Genomic DNA, 18,735 nt, shown 5'->3' with positions numbered 1-18,735 from the left:
TGTCGTCCGGGTGAAGGCACTGTCAGAGCCTTCGTACCCGCAGGACACAATGCATGCCCGAGCAAGTTCACCCGATCGGGGGGAAGAAGACTGACGGTGAAGACGAACGCTCCTCCTCGGATGCGGGCGGTGCTCCGGAACGGCGAGTTCCGCACGCTCTGGCTGGCCGAGGCCCAGTCCGTGGCGGGCGATCAGCTGACCACCGTCGCCTTGGCGATCACCGTCTACGCCCGCACCGGCTCCCCGCTGTGGGCGGCGCTCGCCTACGCGATGACCTACCTGCCCGCGCTCGCGGGCGGCTTGGGCCTGGCTCAGCTGGCGGACCGCTACCCGCGCCGGACGGTGCTGTGGACCTGCGCGGCCGCGCAGGCGGTGGTGGTCGGCGTGATGGCGATCCCGGGCACCCCGCTGGTCGCGCTGGTCGCGCTGGTGGTGCTCGCCCGCCTGTTCGGCGCACCGGCCAACGCCGCGCAGAACGCGCTGACCAGGGAGGTCTTCACCTCCGACGAGCTGTACCTGCGCAGCCAGGACATCCGGGGCATCACCACGAACCTGGCCATGCTGCTGGGGCTGATCGGGGCCGGGGCGCTGGTCACCACGATCGGGGTGAGCTGGACGCTGGCCATCGACGCGCTCACCTTCGCGATCAGCGCGGTGGCCATCCGGCTGCGGGTGCTCCGGCGGGCGGCCGCGAGCGACGGGGCCGACCCGTGGTTCGGCGCGATCCGCTGGGTCTCCGGGCAGCGGCGGCTGCGGGTGCTGCTGGGGCTGTCCTGGCTGGTCGGGTTCGCGATGATCCCGGAGGGGCTCGCGGCCCCGCTGGCCGAGGAGATCGGGGCGCCGCCGGAAGCGGTCGGCTGGCTGCTCGCCGCGGACCCGCTCGGCTTCATCCTCGGGGTCTTCCTGATGTCGAACTACCTGCGGGCGGAGGTCCGCCGCCGGGTGATCGGCGTACTGGCCATCGTGCCGAACGCCATCCTGCTGATCTTCGCCGTCGAGCCGAGCCTGGTGCTCGCGCTGACCGCGCTGGCGCTGGCCGGGGTCGCCGGGGCCTACATCGTCACCGTCGGGGCCACCTTCATCACCTGGGTGCCCAACGAGCTCCGGGGCGGGGCCGGCGGGCTCTACCGCACCGGTCTGCGGGTCACCCAGGGCATCGGGGCCGCGCTCGGCGGCGCGCTCGCGCAGCTGGCGGGCTCGGCCACCGCCGCGATCGCCATCGGCGGCGCGCTGGGCGTGGTGCTCGGGCTGCCGCTGGCCTGGTCATGGGCCCGCGCCCGGCGGGACGCGGACAGCCCGGAATGACGTGCACCGCGGTAACGACGACGCCGGGAGCGGCGACAACACAACCACCGGACCGTCAGCGGACGGCGCGGGGACAACACGGGGATGCTCAGAAGTCACGACCAGCCACCTGGAACACCTCCTCGGGGCAATCACTAGCTCGAAAATCCACAACAGAATCCGCATCAGAAGTCACGGCCGGTCACGTCCGACACCTCCCCACAGCACTAGCGACAGCGCAAAACCATTACATTCACCAGATCAGAAGTCACGACCCGCCACCGGGAACACCTCCTCGCGAACAAAACGCCACACACCCGCATCGTTCCATTGTCGGTCAAGAAGACGCTGGCAGCATCTTCGCTCATGCACGCCCGGCGTCAACACCTCAACTCACCGGACGTGCGCCCGTCCTACCTCGCGCTTGGCGGTGTCGTGAGATGGTACCGGTCGTGAAGGTCGATCCGGTGCCTACTCACGTACCGGAAAGGTTACCCAGGTGCTCGAGCCGGGGTGGACGGGAGGTGCGCCGATGGCCTTGATGCCCGGGGAGCGACCACCGCCCGCGACCGGTGATTCCGGCCTTCCCACCGGCGCCACCGAGCCGGAGACCGTGGCCTCCGCCGGGGGCGCGACCGCCGCGGAACCGGTTTCGGAACCGGCTGAAACAGGCGGGGACAAACCGGATCGGCACCCATTCGACCCCCGCGCCTGGGGTATCTGGCAACGGCCGAAAAAACTCGTCGCATATTTGCTGGTAATGGAGACGATCGCGGCGACCGGACTGGTGTACGCATTTTCCGTCTCCGATGCTCCGAACGGGCTCGACTGGATCCGGTTCGCCATTCTCGTGGCTGGCGCGACCATTCACATCCAATTGACGCAGCGGCAGGAAGAACGGCGCAGGAGTCGCACGAAAACCGTGCTGATCGACCTCACCGCGGTCTGGATCTTCCCGGCCGTACTGGTCGTTCCGGTACCGCTGATCGTCGCATTGGTGGTGATCATCCGGGGGCAGCGCTGGTTCACCGCCCGGCGCCCGGCGCACAACTTCGTCTTCTCCACCATCTCGCACAGCCTGGCCGCCGCGGTGGCCCACCTGGCCTTCGCCGATCTCGGCCCGCAGGACTGGACCTCGCTGACCGTCGCGGGCTCGCTCCGCGAGTTCGCGCTGGTGGTGCTGACCGCGGTGATCTACGAGGCGATCCAGATCATCTACGTCGGCGGGGCGATCGCGGCCGCGTCGAAGTCCCGGCCGAACGCGACCACGATCCTGGGCAGCAAGGCCGACAACGTGCTGGAGGCGGTGACCACCGGACTCGGGGCGATGACCGCGATCCTGCTGGTCACCATGCCGCCGACGGTGGCCATCATGGCCGTGGTCACCGTGGTGTTCAACCGGCTGGCCGAGCTGGACCAGCTGCAGAGCGACGTGCGCACCGATCCCAAGACCGGCCTGCTCAACATGCGTGGCTGGTCGGAATCCGCCGAGCGCGCGCTGGCCAGGACCAGCCGCGGCGACGACAGCCTGGCGCTGCTGATGATCGACCTGGACCACTTCAAGTGGATCAACGACACGTTCGGCCACCCGGCGGGCGACGACGTCCTCCGGTCGGTGGCCGAAGCACTCGACCAGGTGACGCGACCGTCCGATGTGGTCGGCCGGTTCGGCGGCGAGGAGTTCCTCGTGCTGCTGCCCGAGATCGACCCCACCGCCGCGGAACTGGCCGCCGAGCGGGTGCTGCACACGATCGCCGCGCTGAGCATCGACAGCACCGACAAGCGCGGCGACCCGACCACCATCTCCGGGCGCACCACCTCGATCGGAGTGGCCCTGTTCCCCCGGCACGGCGACTCGCTGGAGTCGCTGCTGCAGGCCGCCGACTCCGCGGTCTACGAGGCCAAGGAGGGCGGCCGGAACCAGGTCCGGTTCGCCGACGGCAGCGTGAGCAGGCGCCCGCGGGAGGACTAGGCACCGTCCCCGGCAAGTCATAGGTCCGGACCAATGACAGTGTTACGGATTAAGTCGGGGGCCCGATAAGCGGTGGTCAGAGCATTTTACCCGCCTCGGTTCCACACAGTGGCAAAAATCTCTTTTTACCGCACCTGATGCCAATGCACTAATCCGGCGTTGGGTACCGGCTCGGGCTTTATCTCCGGTTCGCCCAGTCCGTCCTCGCGGAGCCGGGACAACGCGGCTTCCAGCGCCGCCTCCCCTTCTTCCTCGGCCGCCCGTTCGGCCGCATAACCCCGCAGCAGGTCGTGCAGCCGGAACCGCCCGGTCATCGGTTCGGCGACCAAATTCGCCGACACCAGCCGGGTGAGCACCCGGCGGCCGCCGGCGTCCCCGAGCAGCGCCACCGCGGCCGGTCCGGGGAAGTCCGCGCCGGGGACCAGGCTCAGCAGCCGGAACAGCCGCCGGGCCCGCGGATCGAGCCGGGCGTAGGACAGGTCGAACGCGGATCGGACCGCGTCGCGCCGGTCTTCCGGCTCGCGCAGCCTGCCGTGCGCGCGCACCGCGGCGTTGTAGGCGGCCACCCCGGACCCCGGCGCCACCAGCAGATTGGCCCCGGCCAGCCGCAGGGCCAGCGGCAGCTGGTCACACGCGGTCACCAGTTCGCGGACGGCAGCGGGTTCGGCGGCCAGCCGTTCCTCGCCGAGCATCCCGGCCAGTAGCTGGTGGGCTTCGGCCCGCTCCAACACGTCGAGGCGGATCCGGCGCGCGCCCGGCCCGGCGGAGAGGCGATCACGGCTGGTGACCAGGCTGGTGGCGGCGCCGGGCAGCAGCGGGCGCACCTGCTCGCTGTCCACCGCGTTGTCCAGCACCACCAGCACGGCCCGGTTCGCCAGCCGGGAGCGGTAGAGGTGCGCGGCCTCCTCCAGCTCCGCGGGCACGCCGTCCGCGGGCACGCCGAGCGCGCGCAGGAACCGGGTGAGCACGTCCAGTGGCCGCGCCGGGTCCCGCGTGTACCCGCGCAGGTTCACGTACAGCTGGCCGTCGGGGAACCGCGCGCGGACGCGATGGGCCCAGTGCACCGCCAGCGCGCTCTTGCCTGCCCCCGCGCGGCCGTGCAGCACGGTGGCCGGGGCGAACTCGTCGAGCCACGCGAGGTACCTGGCGCGTCCGGCGAACCCGTCGACGTCCGCGGGCAGTTGCGCGGGCACCACTCCCCCGCAGCCGAGTTCGCCCCGGACCACGCGCAGGTGTGCCGCGCGCAGCTCGGCGCCCGGCTCCACGCCGAGCTCGTCCGCGAGTCGCTGCCGGACCTCGGCGAACAACGCCAGCGCCGCCGCCTGCTGCCCGGAGGCCGCGAGCGCCAGCATCAGCCGGGCGGAAAGCCCTTCGTGCCACGGTTCTTCGCGCGCCAGCTCCTGCAGCTCGCCGACCGCGCGGGCGCCCTCGCCCGCGGCGAGCGCGGTGTCGGCGTAGTCGAACGCGGTCGCCAGCCGACGACTCGAGACCGCCAGCGCGACCGGGTGCGCCCGCAGGTTCGGCGGCAGCCCGGCGAGCACCGGACCGCGCCACTCCCGCAACGCCCGCGCGAACAACTCCAGCGCCACCTGCGGTTCCGCGAACCGCGAGGCCCGCGCCCGCCGGGCGAGGTCGTCGAACCGCGCCAGATCGAGGTCCGCGGCGTCGAGCCGGTAACCGCCGTAACTGGAGTGCAGCGCGGGCGCGAACGGGCCGCCGCGCTCGGGTTCCAGCACCTTCCGCAGGCCGGAAACGTAGGTGTGCACCAGGTTCGAGCAGCTCGCCGGCGGCCGGTCGCCCCAGAGCACGTCGATGATCTCGGCTCGGTCGACCACCTCCCCCGCGCGCAACGCCAGCAGGGCGAACAGGCAGCGCTGCTTGGCCGGTCCCAGGTCCAGCGGCACCGCGTCCCTGGTCACGGTGAGCGGGCCGAGCACGCCGATCGACAGCTGGTCGGGCGGCAGCCGGAAGTCACCGCCCGCCCACGCCGCGGCCACCGCGCCGGGCAGTTCCAGCGCTCCGGCCAGCCGCCGCAGCGAATCCCGTCGCGGCCGGGCCACCCGGTTCTGCTCCAGGTACCGGATCGCGCGCAAGCTGACGCCCGAGCGCGACGCCAGCTCGCGCTGGGTCAGTCCCGCCCGGCTGCGGTGCGCACGCAGCACCGCGCCGAACCCGCCCTCTTCCCGCTCCACGGTGGCTCCCCCGCCCCGGTCGCCGTCAACGGCGTCATCTTGCAGCAGGGCGGGGCCGGGCCTCCCGGCGTCGCGGTCCAGACCACCCGATCGGACCTGCGTGGTGTCACTAACCTGCGCGCTCCTCAACTTTGGTTGTCAGCAAGGGGAAATCCGCCGCGGCACCGACCCGCGCGGCGGCCTGCGCCCGGGTCCGGCAGCCGAGTTTCCGCAGGATCCCCGAAACGTGGTACTTGACCGTGCGCAGCGTCAGCGCGGTCTCACGGGCGATTTCCGCGTTCGTCATGCCCTTCGCCAGGTACCGCACCACCTCGCGTTCACGGCGGGTCAGCCGCGGGAACACCTCCGCCAGCTCACGGCCGGGCGCGGTGAGCCGGTCCAGCACCCGCCGGGTCAGCGGCACGTCGAGGTAGGCGCCCGCGGCGGCCACCGCGCACACCGCGTCGCCGATCTCGTGCGCCGAACAGGACCGGGCGAGGGCACCGCGGGCCCCCGCCCGGATGGCGGCCACCACGAGTTCGTCCTGCCCGTCGCCGGCGAGCAGCAGCGGGCGCGGGCGGTGCTCGGCGGCCGGATCGGCGAGCAGCCTGCTCACCTCCACCACGTCCAGCCCTTCGGTGGTCAGATCGAGCACGACCACGTCGGCGCGCCAGCCGCGGGCCCGGTGGACCAGGTGCCGCAGGCCGTCGGCGGGTGCGGCGAGCACCAGCCCCGGCCGCGCCGACAACTCGACCACGATGTCGGCGCGCAGGTCGCCGTCGTGGACGCCGAGCAGCACTCTGGCCGCGGTCGGCTGGATTGGGGTGTGGCAGGTCAAGGCAATCCCCCTCGGATCGGTGGACCGAGGCTAGCCGCGGCCCGGTCGAGTCCCGCTGGAGTCGCGCGACCACGCTCCGTTCCACCCGCAACGCGCTGACCAGCGGAAACACCGTCCGTGAGCGAGTCGTGCCGCACCGCGGTGGGCCGAAGGGGCAACTAAGGGTTCCTTTGGACATCCGGCGAACTCCCCCACACCGCCGGTAACCTGCGAAGAAGACGTCCGGGGGTTATCCGGATGTGCTCGCCGAGACCGGACTGAGACCCTGGAGTCCATGACCGCAGCCGCCGACACCCGGCCGGACGCGCCAAGGCGCGTCCGGCTTTCACTGTCGACCTCTGCCTGGCTCCTGCTCGTGACGCTGGTCGTCGTCGCGTTCGGCTTCGTGGCGTCGAGGTCCGCGCCCCTGCCCGACCAGGGCCCGCCCCAGGGCGGTGTCGCCGACGCGCAGCGCGCGGTCGAGGCGCTCGTCACCCCCGGCGCCGAGCCCACCGCGCTCGGCCTGCTCCCGGCCGACCTGAACGAGGTGCTCGGCGTGACCGCGGCGGCCGAACCGGCCCGCGACGGCACCGTGCGCGCGATCCACGTCGGCGGCGGCTGCTCCGCGCCGTGGGGTGAGGACAGCACCCGCTGGGACTTCGGGGTCGCCTGCAAGTCCCACGACCTCGGCTACGACCTGCTCCGCTACGCCGACAACCAGGGCCACCCGCTGGATCCGAAGTGGCGCGAAGCCCTCGACGCCCGGCTCTCCACCGACATGCAGGCCACCTGCGACATCAACCCGATGGGCTCCTCCGGCTCCTGCAAGGCGGTCGCCTCCCTGTACACCGCGGGCCTGGTGATCAACTCCTGGCACCAGCGCTGGGGCCCGCCCACCGGCGAGCCGATCGGCCCGATGCTGGCCGGGGTGGCGGTGATCGGCTGCCTGCTGGTGTTCCGCCTGCGTGGCTGGCTGCGCACCCGGCGGGCGGTGCCGAGGGCCACCGGCGCGGCAGCACCCGTGGCGCTCCAGCCGGTGCCGCGGGGCGGCCGGTGGATGGTGCTCGCGGTGGCCGCGATCACCGGGCTGGTGCTCGGCGAATCGGCGGTCGCGCTGGGCCACTGGGCAGGCGTCCCCGACGGCTGGCTGTGGCCGCTGACCTGGCTGACCCAGCTCGCGCCGGTGTTCTTCTTCGCCGGCGGGCACGCCAACGCGGCGGGCTGGCGGGCGTGCGTGGACAACGGCGGCGGCTACCGGCAGTACCTCGCGCACCGGGTCAGCTGGCTGCTGCGGCCCGCGCTGATCTTCGTGGTGGTCGCCTTCGCCGTGCCGATGGCGCTGGAACTGCTGCACATCCCGGCGGGCACCAACGCGGTGGTCACCCGGATCGCCCTGCACCCGTTGTGGTTGCTGGGTTTCTACCTGCTGACCGTGGTGCTCACCCCGGCGATGTCGGCCCTGCAGCGCCGGCTGCGCTCGGGCTGGCTCGTGGTCGGCGCGCTGGCCGCGCTGGTGGTCACCGCCGAGCTGATCGGCTCGCCGATCGCCCGGTACGCCGGTGGTTTCGCCCTCGCGCTGCTGGCCCAGCAGGTCGCGTTCGTGCACGCCGGGTCCGGCACGCCGAAGCGCGGGCCGCTGGTCGCCGGGGCCGTCGCCGGGCTGGGCGCGCTGGCGCTGGTCACCACGGCCGGCGGGGGGTCGCCGATGGTGCTGAACGTGTCCGGCGCGCCGCCCGCGCTGGCCGCGCCGACGCTGCCCGTGCTGCTCCTCGGGGTCGCCCAGCTGTGCCTGCTCGGCCTGCTCTCGGCTCCGCTGACCCGGCTCGCCGCCCGTGAGGACGTCTCCAGGGCCGCCGCGCAGGCGCTGCGGGCACCGATGAGCCTGTACCTGGGTTTCCTCGCCGCGATGCTGTTGCTGGTCACCGTGGTCTACCTGCCGGTGGACGTGATCGACGCCTGGGCGTGGCTGACGCACCCGCGCACGATCGCCGCGCTCGGCCTGCTCGCCGGACCGGCGGTGCTGGTGTTCTGGTGGTTCGAGCGCCGGGCGCACGACCACTCGCCGCACCCGCCCACCGCGCCCGTGCCCGACGGCGGCCTGGGCAGGCTGCTCGGCCGGTCCGCCGTGGTACTCGGGCTCGGCTTCGCGGTGACCGGCCTGTTCGGCTTCGCGCTCACCCAGTTCGGCGGTCAGCTCGGGCTGGCGCCCGACCCGATCCAGAACCTGGTCCACCTGCTGCTGGGCGTGTTCCTGCTGCACACCCAGCGCATCGGCACCAGCGACGCACCGGCCACCTGGGTGCTCACCGCGCTCGCCTGCGTGCCGCCGCTGCTGTCCGCGACGGCGGGCCCGGTGATCGACCGGGTGGGCGTCGCGCTGCACGGGGTGGTCGCCGTACTGGCCGTGGTCGCCGCCCTCGGTACGCTGCTGACCAGGCTTTTCGCCACTCCACGAGTGGCCAGGGCCACGCACTGAGGGAGCTGTGGGGCGGTTCCCGGAGTGATATGCCACGCTGATGCTCGCCGAGCACAACCGTGCGCCGGTCCCGTACGTCTGACCAAGTAAGGCACGCGAACCGAGGAGCTGTCGGAGTTGGAGTACCCGCCACGAAGGGACCGAGGGGCACGTCGGCCCGCCCGGCCATGGCAGGACGACGACTCCTCGGCACCACGACCGCGTCCGGTGCCGTCCTCGCGTGAGACGTCCTCGCGTGACCAGCTCTCTCGTGACCTGCCGCCCCGGCGCCCGTCCGCCGGTGCCTCCCCGGTGCGGCGGCCCGAATCCCGCCGCCCGGCCCCGCCCCCACCGCCGCCTCGCCGGTCGAACCGCGGGGTGAAGATCTCGCTGGCGCTGGTCTCGCTGCTGGTGATGAGTTTGACCGGGTACGCGTGGGCGGCGATGCAGGGCCTGGTCAGCGGGCTCACCACCACCGACGTGCTCGCCGACGACGCGGGTGGCGAGAAGCCGGCCGACGGCGCGCGGGACATCCTGCTCGTCGGCATGGACAGCCGCACCGACGCGCAGGGCAACCCACTGCCCAAGGAGGTGCTGGCGCAGCTGCGTGCCGGGGCCGCCGACGGCGAGCTGAACACCGACACGCTGATCTTCGTGCACATCCCGAACGACGGCAGCAAGGCCGTGGCGATCTCCCTGCCGCGCGACTCCTACGTGGACATCCCCGGCGGCTACGGCAAGCACAAGATCAATTCGGCCTACGCCCGCGCCAAGACCGACTCGCGCCGCAAGCTGGAGTCCGAAGGCGTCACCGACCCGCAGCAGCTCGAACTGCGCAGCAACCAGGAGGGCGCGAAGACCCTGGTCGCCACGGTCGAGAAGCTCACCGGTTCCAAGATCGACAACTACGCCTCGATCAACCTGCTCGGCTTCCACGACGTGACCACGGCCATCGGCGGCGTCGACGTCTGCCTGAACGAGGCGGTGAGGGACGAGTTCTCCGGCGCCAACTTCCCGAAGGGCCCGCAGTCGGTCTCCGGCGCGGACGCGCTGGCCTTCGTCCGCCAGCGGCACGGCCTGCCGCGCGGCGACCTCGACCGGGTGGTCCGCCAGCAGGTGTTCATGGCGGGGCTGGCCCGCAAGGTGCTCTCCGCGGGCACGCTGGCCGACCCGGTGAAGCTGAACGACCTGGCGGGCGCGCTGCAGAAGTCGGTGGTGCTCAACCAGGGCTGGGACATCGTCGGCTTCGCCCAGCAGATGAAGGGGCTGACCGGCGGGCAACTGGAGTTCCGCACCATCCCGGTGGTCAACATGGACTTCGCCACGCCGAACGACGGCTCGGCCATCCAGGTCGACCCCGGCGAGGTGAAGAAGTTCGTCCAGGGCCTGGCGGGCCCGCCGCCCGGCGCCCCGGCCGCACCGGGTGCCGACAACGCCAAGACCACCGTGGACGTGCGCAACGCCTCCGGGGTGACCGGGCTGGCGGCGAAGGTGTCCGAGGCGCTCACCGGCCAGGGCTTCACCGCGGGCGAGACCTCCAACGCGTCCTCTCGCAAGACCAGCGTGATCCGCTACGGCACCGGCGGGGAGACCGCCGGGCAGTCGGTGGCCGACGCGCTGGGCGGGCAGATCAGCGCCGAGGAGGACCCGACCGTCGCGGCCGGGCACGTCACCGTCTACGTCGGCAGCGACTACTCGGGCGCGGGCGTCAGTTCGCAGGCCGCCGGTTCGGCTCCCGCGCGGCAGTTCACCGCGCCCCAGCCGCAGCAGACCCCCGAGCAACCTGGCGGAAGCGCCGAGCAACCGATCAAGGCTGACGGCGTCACTTGCGTGAACTGACACTACTCCGTTCGGCCTAGTGACCTCCCCCGTTCGGGCAGGAATTAGTATCGGCTCGAAAACGCCCGGGGGAAATCGCGTAAGAGATGGCTTCCCGCCGACTTACATAGCCGTGAACAAAGCTTGCATTCCTACGGGGGAGTCGGCACCGGAATGCGATCAAGCGCGCGGTCGAGGCAGGGGACGCGGAGTGCGGATCGACGGAGACATCTACCAACGGGTCCTCGGTGAGGAGCTGCGCAAGCTCAGGCGACGGCGGGGCTGGACGCGCAAGGAGCTGAACTCGCACCTGCAGAGCGACATCTCGCTGCAGACGCTGGCCACCTACGAACTCGGCACGCGGCAGTGCTCGGTGACGCGGCTGGTCGAGCTGTGCCTGGCGATGGACGAACTGCCGCAGGACCTGCTCGCGCGCGTGCACCGGCGGGTGTTCACCGACGAGCCCGGCCGCGTGCGTTTGGACCTGCGCCAGGTGGTCGCCGACAACCAGCCCGAACTGCTGCCGCTGCGCCGATGGGCCGAAGGCAGGCTGAACCACGGCAACTCGTCCCGCGAAATCCAGCTCGACGAGGGTGCCATCAAGCAACTGGCCTCCCTGTGCGGCCTGGGCGCCGCCGACCTGATGGGCCGCCTGCGCACCCTGTCCGCCCCACCCAGCACCTAGACCGCTGCCCTGACACGAATGTGGCTTTGGGGGCCGAATCCGCCCCCAAAGCCACATTCGTGTCCATCGATCAGTGGCGGCCGCCCACTGCTCACCGCCCGCCCCCGCCGCCCGGCCGCCCGAGCCAGGGCGAATGCTATGAGTGGGGCATTACTTGCATCCAACGCTAGTAATGCCCCACTCATAGCATTGGGGCACAGGCGGGCGGCCCAGGTCAGCTGCGGCCGATCAGCTGGTAGTCGGCGGGGTTGACCTTCCGGGTCTTCAGCCAGTAGCGCCAGGTGAAGCCGGGCCAGATGGTGCGGTTGACGCCCTGCGCATCCAGGTACCAGCTCTGGCAGCCGCCCTGGGTCCAGATGCCCCGCTCCAGCTGCCCCTGGATCTCGGCGTTGAACCGGTCCTGCACCGACTCCCGCGGCTCGATCGAACCCGAGGAGGTCCGCTCGACCAGCCGGATCGCGTCGGTGATGTAGTCGGTCTGCGACTCGATCATGAACACCACCGAGTTGTGCCCCAGCCCGGTGTTCGGCCCGAGCAGGAAGAACAGGTTCGGGTAACCCGCCACGGTGATGCCGAGGTGGGTCCGCATGCCCTCGGCGGCCCACTCCTTGTTGAGCTGCCTGCCGCCGACACCGGTGATCTCCAGCTCGTCGAAGGCGTCGGTGACGTGGAACCCGGTGCCGTAGATGATCGCGTCGACCTCGCGCTCCACCCCGGCCCCGTCCACCACGCTGTGCGCCTTGACCTCGGCGATGCCGTCGGTGACCACCTCGACGTCGTCGCGGGCCAGCGCCGGGTAGTAGTCGTTGGAGATGAGCACCCGCTTGCAGCCGAGCGTGTAGTCCGGGGTGACCTTCCGCCGCAGCTCCGGGTCCTTGATCGCCTTGTTGATCTGCGCCTTCGCCAGCTTCTGCGCCAGCTTCATCAGCCACGGCCGCCCGTTGAACCCGACCGCGCGCACCTCGAGCACCCAGTAGAGCAGGTCGCGGTAGAGCCGCTGCACCCCCGGAACGCGCGCGAACAGCTTCTTCGACCACTCCGGCATCTCGTGGTCCGGCTTGGGCATGATCCACGGCGGGGTGCGCTGGAACAGGTGCACCGCGGCGGTGTCCTCGGCGATCTTCGGCACGAACTGGATCGCGCTCGCCCCGGTCCCCACCACCGCGACCCGCTTGCCGCGCAGGTCGTAGTCGTGGTCCCACTCGGCGGAGTGGAAGGCGCGGCCTTCGAAGGACTCGATGCCGGGCAGGTCGGGGATCTGCGGCAGGTGCAGCGCGCCGACCCCGGCCACCAGGAAGCGCGCCACGAACTCGTCGCCGGCGCGGGTGGTGACGTGCCACCGCTGCTCGGCCTCGTCCCAGCGCGCGCCGGTCATCTCCTGGCCGAAGCGGACGTAGCGGTAGAGGTCGTACTTGCGGGCGAACCCGCGCAGGTAGTCCCAGATCTCCGGCTGCGGCGAGAAGGCCCGCGACCACGACGGGTTCTGCTCGAAGGAGAACGAGTACATGTGCGACTGGATGTCGCACGCGCAGCCCGGATAGGTGTTGTCGCGCCAGGTGCCGCCGACCTCCTGCGCCTTCTCGAGGATGACGAAGTCGCTGCGGCCCTGTTTGCGGAGCTTCGCGGCCATCCCGAGGCCCGAGAAGCCGGTCCCGATGATCAGCACACCGGTTTCGTCGCGCTGGTTCATGCCCTGTCCTCCACGCCGTTTTACCGTTACCCGGAGTCCACCTTACTCGAAGTAGGTTACCGGCGGTAGACGGTCGGTAGAGTGGGCGCATGACAACCGAGCAGGCCCCGCGGCGCAAGCGCATGCCCCGCGCCGAGCGCGAGCGCCAGATGGTGGAGGTGGCTGAAGCGGTGTTCGCCGAACGCGGGTACGTCGCCGCGTCGATGGACGACATCGCCGAGCGGGTGGGCGTGTCGAAACCGATGCTCTACGAGTACTTCAACTCGAAGGAAGGCCTGCTGCTGGCGTGCATCGAGCAGGCGCGGTCCGAACTGCGGACCGCCACCGAGGAGGCGGTCGCCAAGGCCACCGACGCCGAGGACGCGCTGCGCCGCGGCCTGCTCGCGTTCTTCGTGTTCATCCGCGAGCGGCGGCAGTCGTGGTCGCTGCTGCGCCACGAGATGACGCTGATCGGCACGCCGGCGGCCGACGGCATCGAGGCCACCCGGCGGCAGCAGACCGACCTGATCGCCGCCTTGATGGCCGGGTACTTCAGCGCCGCCTCACCCCTGCAGGTGGAAGCCTCCGCGGAATTCGTCGTGGGTGCCTGCGAACGGCTGGCGATCTGGACCGAACGCCACGACGAAATCACCCCTGAGATGGTTACCGGCTACGCGATGGACCTTCTGTGGGCCGGATTGCACGATCGTGTTGTCATCTGAGCCAGCAAGCGACTACCGGCAGTAGCATTTCCCCGGTTAGCTGTGACACAGCGTCGCTCGTGCGGTATCGATAGAACCGTCAACGGATCTACAATGCTACGGCACCAGCTTTCCCCGACCGGGGTGTCAGCTGCGAGAGGGGTGGGGCGAATGGCGGCGACCATCACGGCGACGTACACGCCGGACAACGACGACTGGACGGTCACCGTCAGCGGGCTCGAGGGTGAGCCGCTGACCGGCAAGGCCCCCGGCATCATCGCCGCCCGCGACCGCGCGGACCAGCTGGTGGAGAAGCTCTCCGGGGGCGAGAAGGCGACCGTGGTGCACCTGCTCAACGGCAGCGCGCTCGATTTCACGCACGCCTACATGAGCGCACGCCTGACCCGCTCGGAAGACAGCCCCGGGGAATCGGCGCCCGAAGCCAAGTCGGAGCTCCAGGAAGCGATCGACGACCCCGCGGCGGGGGTGTTCACCGACATCGGCGAGGCCATCGACACCCAGCGCACGGAGACCGGCGACGCCAGCGAAGAGCTGGAAGCGAAGCCGCCGGTCGCCCGCGCCTGAGTCAGCGGAACAGTTTCCGCAGCAACAGCACGCCGATCAGCACTCCGGCGCCGATCAGCGGGTACTTCACCCTGGGCTCGCTCAGCTTGGCCAGCACGCTGGTCTTCGCGGAATCCGCGAGCCGCTTGGGGTTCGCCTTGACGCTGAGCTCGTCCAGCGTGGACGCGAGCGCGTCCCTGGCCTTCTCGATCTCACGCTCAATGGTGTCCGGGTCGCGCGCCACGGGTCCTCCTCGCCAGGCAGCCTGTCGCAGGCCCCAACGTTAGATCACCACGCATCCGCCCGCCGATCCACCCCGCCGGGGCCGGGCGCTAGGCTGCTCCCGCGAGCGGGGCCCGTAGCCCAATTGGCAGAGGCACACGGTTTAGGTCCGTGCCAGTGTGAGTTCGAGTCTCACCGGGCCCACCCCTGATCACCCCCCATGCGCCCGCGCGACGGTGAGGCTGTCCTCGTACACGTGGTAGCGGGTGATCAAGCCCTCTTCGACGGTGACGTGCAGGGCGCAGCGCGCCACGTACGCCCGGCCGGTGGCCCTCACGGTCTGGCGGATGTCGCCGAGCACCACCGCGTCCGTGCCGTCGACCAGGATCTTCGGGGCGCCCCCGCCCTGCTTCTCGGGCACGTGGAACTCGTTCAGCTGGCGGAAGTGGTCGGCCACGTCGGCCCTGGTCGAGCGAGCACGGATCCAGGGCACCGCGGCATGCCCCTCCGCCGGCCAGTCGAGTTGCCAATCGACCTGCTCGGCGAACAGTCCGGCGACCAGGTCGGGGTCCCCGGTCGCCAGGCGGTCGAGGAACCCGGTCACCACCGCCCGGGTGCTCCCGTCCGGCCGGGCGAACTGGTAGTCGCGCCGGATGCGGCCTTCGTCGTCGAGCTGGGCGAAGACCGTCCCGGTCCAGACGGGGACACCACCGGCCACCGGGACCAGATGGGTGGAGAACGTGATGGCGTCGTGGTTGTGCGTGCTGTCCTCGGCAGGCACGAAGGCGCACTCCCCCGGCGCGACGAACTGTTCGTACGCCGCGGCCACCCGGACCTCGAGGGCGTCGTGACCGTGGTACTCGGTGCTCGGGAGGTACTCGGCGCCGTCTTCGGCCCAGAGTTCGGTGATGGCCTTGCGCCGCAGCGCGGCATCCGGCTCGTTCCACACGGCGGTGTACCGGGCGGCGAAGGTGCTGGGGGTCATGACCACGACGCTAGGCCGGGGTCACTGACACCTGCTGTCAGTGGCGGTTCAGGCGGGCATCGTCAACGGCGGGTAGTGCTCGCCGCCGATCCGCTCCGCCGCGTCGATGTAGTCGGCGAGCGCGTCGCGGGACTGGGCGAGCCGGGCGAGCTGCTCGTTGAGCCGCCCCAGGCGCGAACGCATGGCCGCCAGCAGTTCCGGGCACCCGATCAGGTCCGGGGCCTCTCCGGTCGCGCAGGGCAGCAGGTAGGCGATGTCCTCGGACGACAGCCCGGCCCCGAGCAGGTGCCGGATCTGCTTCACCCGCAGCACCGCGTCCTCGCCGTACTCGCGGTAGCCGTTCGAGCCGCGGTCCGCCTCCAGCAGGCCCTGGGCCTCGTAGTACCGCAGCTGGTGGGCGTGGACGCCCGTCCGCCTGCTCAGTTCCCCGATCCGCATCGATCCCTCACCTGCTCCGCACCGGTCTGGTCACCTGCTTGGCCACGCACGACGGGATGCCCGCCGTCGTCTCCGCCCGCTCCCGCCGGTAGACGCTCGGCGGCACGCCGACCAGCTCGGTGAACCGCGTGCTGAACGTACCCAGCGACGAGCACCCCACGGTGAAGCACACCTCCGTGACGCTGAGGTCGCCGCGGCGCAGCAACGCCATCGCCCGCTCGATGCGCCGCGTCATCAGGTAGCCGTACGGTGATTCCCCGTACGCCAGCCGGAACTGACGGCTCAGGTGCCCCGCCGACATGTTCACCCCGCGAGCGAGCGCCTCGACGTCCAGCGGCTGCGCGTATTCGCGATCGATCCGGTCGCGGACACGGCGCAACCGCGCCAGGTCGCTCAGGCGCTGCTCGGCCGCGGGTCTACTGCTCACCTGCGCGATCGTGCCACATCAAGCCCGGTTCCCGGAGCAAGTGACCTGCTCGACGACGCAGGACACGGTGTACCCGCGGAAGCCCGGGGTCGCCGCCTCGGTGCCCACCTCCAGGGCGAGCGTCACTTCACCTCCTGGATCCGCAGCAGGTTGCCCGCCGGGTCGCGGACGGCGCAGTCGCGGATGCCGTAGGGCTGGTCCGTCGGCTCCTGGACGACCTCGGCGGTGCTGCTCTTCAGCTTCGCGAAGGTTTCGTCGACGTCCTTGGTGGCCAGTACGAGACCGGCGTAGGTGCCCTTGGCCATCATCTCGACGATGGTGCGCCGCTCGTCGTCGGTGATGCCGGGGTCGACGGCGGGCGGGTGCAGCACGATCGCGGTGGAGGGCTGACCGGGCGGCCCGACGGTGATCCACCGCATGCCGTCGTAACCGACGTCGTTGCGCACCTCGAAGCCGAGGATGTCGCGGTAGAAGCCGAGGGCCGCGTCGGGGTCGTCCTGCGGGAGGAAACTGGCGTTGATGGTGAGATCCATGCAGCTCACGCTAGGCGCGCCCCGGCGGGACGCGCTTCTCGATTCCTGATCGGTTCACGCGGCCCCGGAAAAGGGGGCGCGCCTGCGGTCGTGGAGTACTTACCCTGCCAAGGGTGGTGACCAGCTCGCGAGTACTGGCTGCCGACCTGCCGCGGCACGTCGGCGACCCTGCCCACGATCCTGGACCACGCACCGGTCGCCCTGCGTCATCCGGAGTTGCGCACCCGGTTCACCGTGGCCGCTGCCGGTGTCAGCGGATTCCGGTCCACTTTGGACGACCGCGGGTTCACCGAGATCCACACGCCCAAGATCGTCGGCTCGGCCACCGAATCCGGCGCGAACGTCTTCGAACTCGGCTACTTCGGCCGCCGCGCCTACCTGGCGCAGTCACCGCAGTTGTTCAAGCAGGCCATGGTCGGCGTGTTCGAGCGCGTCTACGAGGTGGGCCCGGTCTTCCGCGCCGAACCCCACGACACCGCGCGGCACCTCGCCCAGTACACCAGCCTGGACGCCGAATCCGGGTTCATCGGCGACCACCGCGACGTCATGGCGTTGCTCCGCGAAGTGCTCGCCGGGATGACCTCGACCTCGCTCCCGACCACGAACGCGCGCTGTCGGACTGGGCGAAGCGCACGCATGACTCCGAATTCCTGTTCGTCACCGGGTACCCGTCACGCAAGCGGCCGTTCTACACGCACCCGGAACCGGGCCGACCGGAGTTACCTGGACACCTTCGCCCACGGCATGCCTCCGCACGGCGGCTTCGCGATCGGCCTGGAACGGTGGGTCGCGCGGGTGCTGGGCCTGGACAACGTCCGGTACACCACGCTGTTCCCCCGCGACCTCCACCGCCTCAGTCCGTGAGCGAACGTGGCTGGGAGAGCAGGGCGCGGCCGCGGTCCGCGGTCAGGGTCGAGGCCAGCACCGGGTCGGTGAGCAGGGCGATCGGGGCGATGTGGTCGGCCGTCCTTGGCCGCCACCGCGTGAGCGCGGCCTGCACGGACGGCCACACGGCGTCCGGATCGCCCGCCAATGCCTGACGCACCAGTGCGTCGAACTCGGGGTTGCCGAAGGTTCGCGGGCCCGCCCCTTCGGCGAGGGCGATGGCACGGCGGAGTTCCTGCTGCTCGCCGTACAAGGCCGTCCGCAGGATCGAGTTGCGGCCGGGCAAGGTCTCCTGGAAGAACAGCCAAGGCAGCAATTCCTCGGTGAACAGCGGATCGGTGTAGAAGCCGTCCGGCGCGAAGGACGGGTGCAGCAGCCGCCCGACGAGCGTGCCTGCCTCGTAGTGCCGGTCCAGCAACAGGAGCAGTTGAGCCAGCAGCACGGTGGCCCGGATGCGGCCGAACTCATCCGCTTTCACCAGGACCGCTTCGGCTTCGTCGACTTCACCGGCGAGCGCCAGCAACCGGGCGCGCTCGACCTCGGCGTCCCATTGGTCGCGGGTTTCACCGGCCGGCTTGCGCATCTGGTGGAACTCGGCGTAGAGGTCCTCCATCAACGCGGTGAACGACGGGAAGCGCGTGGGTGGTTCGGCGTGCCAGGAAAAGAGACTGTAGGCGGCCCATTCCCCGTTCTCGTCGACGTCGTCCGGGTCGAGGAAGAGGATTCCCGCGTCGGCGTCACGCGAAATCAAGACCCCGTGGGCCAGCATTTTCTCGTCTTCCCAGGACTCCTCCCAGAACGGTTCGAGCACGCACAGCCAGTCGACATCGCTGGTGTCACGCAGGCGCCAGACGAACTGGCCCGCGTGCCGCCAGCCGTCCGTGGTCAGCAGAAAATCCCGGTACGACGGCGGAAGCCTGCGTTCGAGCCGAGCTTCGACCGCCGCCACCGCCTCTTCGGTCGCCGGCGGAAAGCCGAGCCACCGCTCCCGCACCACTTCCGGATCCAGCTCGCTTTCCCCCGCGACGCTGAGCCATTCCTCGCTCCACCGCCGCAACCACGGCCGCCATTCCATGCACCCCACTATGTCAGCAAGGCCACCAGTTCGG

At 70.9% G+C, this 18,735-nt stretch carries 17 protein-coding genes and 1 tRNA gene; 9 read left to right on the top strand and 9 right to left on the bottom strand.

What is annotated here, in order from left to right; genetic code table 11:
* The first annotated feature begins 120 nt into the window (after positions 1-120).
* On the top strand, positions 121-1,305 hold the full coding sequence (locus L3Q67_RS18205) for an MFS transporter (protein WP_499191568.1): 1,185 nt from the start codon (positions 121-123) through the stop codon (positions 1,303-1,305).
* Positions 1,306-1,816: 511 nt separating this feature from the next.
* Entirely contained in the window at positions 1,817-3,256 is a 1,440-nt protein-coding gene (locus L3Q67_RS18200) for a GGDEF domain-containing protein (protein WP_499190620.1), read from the top strand.
* 125 nt (positions 3,257-3,381) lie between these two features.
* Here the strand turns inward: L3Q67_RS18200 and L3Q67_RS18195 are convergent, their stop codons facing one another.
* On the bottom strand, positions 3,382-5,448 hold the full coding sequence (locus L3Q67_RS18195) for a BTAD domain-containing putative transcriptional regulator (RefSeq protein ID WP_499190619.1): 2,067 nt from the start codon (positions 5,446-5,448) through the stop codon (positions 3,382-3,384).
* A 109-nt stretch (positions 5,449-5,557) separates the two neighbouring features.
* Complete coding sequence (locus L3Q67_RS18190; protein ID WP_499190618.1) at positions 5,558-6,265, bottom strand: helix-turn-helix transcriptional regulator; 708 nt, start codon at positions 6,263-6,265, stop codon at positions 5,558-5,560.
* Positions 6,266-6,539: 274 nt separating this feature from the next.
* Here L3Q67_RS18190 and L3Q67_RS18185 point away from each other — a divergent pair, with 274 nt between their 5' ends.
* From L3Q67_RS18185 to L3Q67_RS18175, 3 genes are all read left to right on the top strand, one after another.
* Positions 6,540-8,720, top strand: a complete 2,181-nt coding sequence (locus L3Q67_RS18185) for a phospholipase A2 (RefSeq protein ID WP_499190617.1) — start codon at positions 6,540-6,542, stop codon at positions 8,718-8,720.
* Between the two features lie 117 nt (positions 8,721-8,837).
* Positions 8,838-10,538, top strand: coding sequence for an LCP family protein (locus L3Q67_RS18180; RefSeq protein ID WP_499190616.1), 1,701 nt, complete (start codon positions 8,838-8,840; stop codon positions 10,536-10,538).
* Positions 10,539-10,728: 190 nt separating this feature from the next.
* A complete protein-coding gene (locus tag L3Q67_RS18175; RefSeq protein WP_499190615.1) occupies positions 10,729-11,202 on the top strand; it encodes a helix-turn-helix domain-containing protein in 474 nt (157 codons plus the stop codon).
* Between the two features lie 214 nt (positions 11,203-11,416).
* On the opposite strand, the gene L3Q67_RS18170 is transcribed toward L3Q67_RS18175, so the two are convergent.
* Positions 11,417-12,892 (bottom strand): flavin-containing monooxygenase, encoded by a 1,476-nt coding sequence (locus tag L3Q67_RS18170; RefSeq protein WP_499190614.1) that lies wholly within the window; start codon positions 12,890-12,892, stop codon positions 11,417-11,419.
* An 89-nt stretch (positions 12,893-12,981) separates the two neighbouring features.
* On the opposite strand from L3Q67_RS18170, the gene L3Q67_RS18165 reads away from it, so the two are divergent.
* The gene (locus tag L3Q67_RS18165) at positions 12,982-13,593 is read left to right on the top strand and encodes a TetR/AcrR family transcriptional regulator (RefSeq protein WP_499190613.1); all 612 of its coding nucleotides are present in this window, start codon (positions 12,982-12,984) and stop codon (positions 13,591-13,593) included.
* 150 nt (positions 13,594-13,743) lie between these two features.
* Positions 13,744-14,157, top strand: a complete 414-nt coding sequence (locus L3Q67_RS18160; protein ID WP_499190612.1) for a hypothetical protein — start codon at positions 13,744-13,746, stop codon at positions 14,155-14,157.
* A 1-nt stretch (position 14,158) separates the two neighbouring features.
* On the opposite strand, the gene L3Q67_RS18155 is transcribed toward L3Q67_RS18160, so the two are convergent.
* Entirely contained in the window at positions 14,159-14,380 is a 222-nt protein-coding gene (locus tag L3Q67_RS18155; RefSeq protein ID WP_499190611.1) for a DUF3618 domain-containing protein, read from the bottom strand.
* A gap of 108 nt (positions 14,381-14,488) precedes the next feature.
* On the opposite strand from L3Q67_RS18155, the gene L3Q67_RS18150 reads away from it, so the two are divergent.
* Positions 14,489-14,562: transfer RNA gene (locus L3Q67_RS18150), tRNA-Leu, on the top strand.
* A gap of 7 nt (positions 14,563-14,569) precedes the next feature.
* Here L3Q67_RS18150 and L3Q67_RS18145 read toward each other — a convergent pair.
* The 4 genes from L3Q67_RS18145 to L3Q67_RS18130 form a co-directional block, all read right to left on the bottom strand.
* Positions 14,570-15,343: a nuclear transport factor 2 family protein gene (locus tag L3Q67_RS18145; protein ID WP_499190610.1), complete on the bottom strand. Its 774-nt coding sequence runs from the start codon at positions 15,341-15,343 to the stop codon at positions 14,570-14,572.
* Positions 15,344-15,391: 48 nt separating this feature from the next.
* On the bottom strand, positions 15,392-15,781 hold the full coding sequence (locus tag L3Q67_RS18140) for a MerR family transcriptional regulator (RefSeq protein WP_499190609.1): 390 nt from the start codon (positions 15,779-15,781) through the stop codon (positions 15,392-15,394).
* Positions 15,782-15,788: 7 nt separating this feature from the next.
* Positions 15,789-16,208, bottom strand: a complete 420-nt coding sequence (locus L3Q67_RS18135; protein ID WP_499190608.1) for a helix-turn-helix transcriptional regulator — start codon at positions 16,206-16,208, stop codon at positions 15,789-15,791.
* 122 nt (positions 16,209-16,330) lie between these two features.
* Positions 16,331-16,741 (bottom strand): VOC family protein, encoded by a 411-nt coding sequence (locus L3Q67_RS18130; protein WP_499190607.1) that lies wholly within the window; start codon positions 16,739-16,741, stop codon positions 16,331-16,333.
* A 216-nt stretch (positions 16,742-16,957) separates the two neighbouring features.
* On the opposite strand from L3Q67_RS18130, the gene L3Q67_RS18125 reads away from it, so the two are divergent.
* Positions 16,958-17,605 (top strand): aspartate--tRNA ligase, encoded by a 648-nt coding sequence (locus L3Q67_RS18125; RefSeq protein WP_499190606.1) that lies wholly within the window; start codon positions 16,958-16,960, stop codon positions 17,603-17,605.
* On the opposite strand, the gene L3Q67_RS18120 is transcribed toward L3Q67_RS18125, so the two are convergent.
* A complete protein-coding gene (locus tag L3Q67_RS18120; RefSeq protein WP_499190605.1) occupies positions 17,595-18,701 on the bottom strand; it encodes an SMI1/KNR4 family protein in 1,107 nt (368 codons plus the stop codon). The genes L3Q67_RS18125 and L3Q67_RS18120 overlap by 11 nt on opposite strands.
* Positions 18,702-18,735 lie beyond the last annotated feature (34 nt).

The organism is Saccharothrix sp. AJ9571 (assembly GCF_021725495.1).
In the GTDB taxonomy this organism is placed as follows: Bacteria; Actinomycetota; Actinomycetes; order Mycobacteriales; family Pseudonocardiaceae; genus Amycolatopsis; species Amycolatopsis magusensis.
Note: the sequence above shows the minus strand (reverse complement) of the source record. Positions and strands in the feature narration are given on the sequence as shown.

Coding starts and splice junctions, on each gene's coding strand:
- L3Q67_RS18205 (WP_499191568.1), top strand. CDS start 121: ATGCGGGCGGTGCTCCGGAACGGCGAGTTCCGCACGCTCTGGCTGGCC.
- L3Q67_RS18200 (WP_499190620.1), top strand. CDS start 1,817: ATGGCCTTGATGCCCGGGGAGCGACCACCGCCCGCGACCGGTGATTCC.
- L3Q67_RS18185 (WP_499190617.1), top strand. CDS start 6,540: ATGACCGCAGCCGCCGACACCCGGCCGGACGCGCCAAGGCGCGTCCGG.
- L3Q67_RS18170 (WP_499190614.1), bottom strand. CDS start 12,892: ATGAACCAGCGCGACGAAACCGGTGTGCTGATCATCGGGACCGGCTTC.
- L3Q67_RS18165 (WP_499190613.1), top strand. CDS start 12,982: ATGACAACCGAGCAGGCCCCGCGGCGCAAGCGCATGCCCCGCGCCGAG.
- L3Q67_RS18160 (WP_499190612.1), top strand. CDS start 13,744: ATGGCGGCGACCATCACGGCGACGTACACGCCGGACAACGACGACTGG.
- L3Q67_RS18145 (WP_499190610.1), bottom strand. CDS start 15,343: ATGACCCCCAGCACCTTCGCCGCCCGGTACACCGCCGTGTGGAACGAG.
- L3Q67_RS18140 (WP_499190609.1), bottom strand. CDS start 15,781: ATGCGGATCGGGGAACTGAGCAGGCGGACGGGCGTCCACGCCCACCAG.
- L3Q67_RS18130 (WP_499190607.1), bottom strand. CDS start 16,741: ATGGATCTCACCATCAACGCCAGTTTCCTCCCGCAGGACGACCCCGAC.
- L3Q67_RS18120 (WP_499190605.1), bottom strand. CDS start 18,701: ATGGAATGGCGGCCGTGGTTGCGGCGGTGGAGCGAGGAATGGCTCAGC.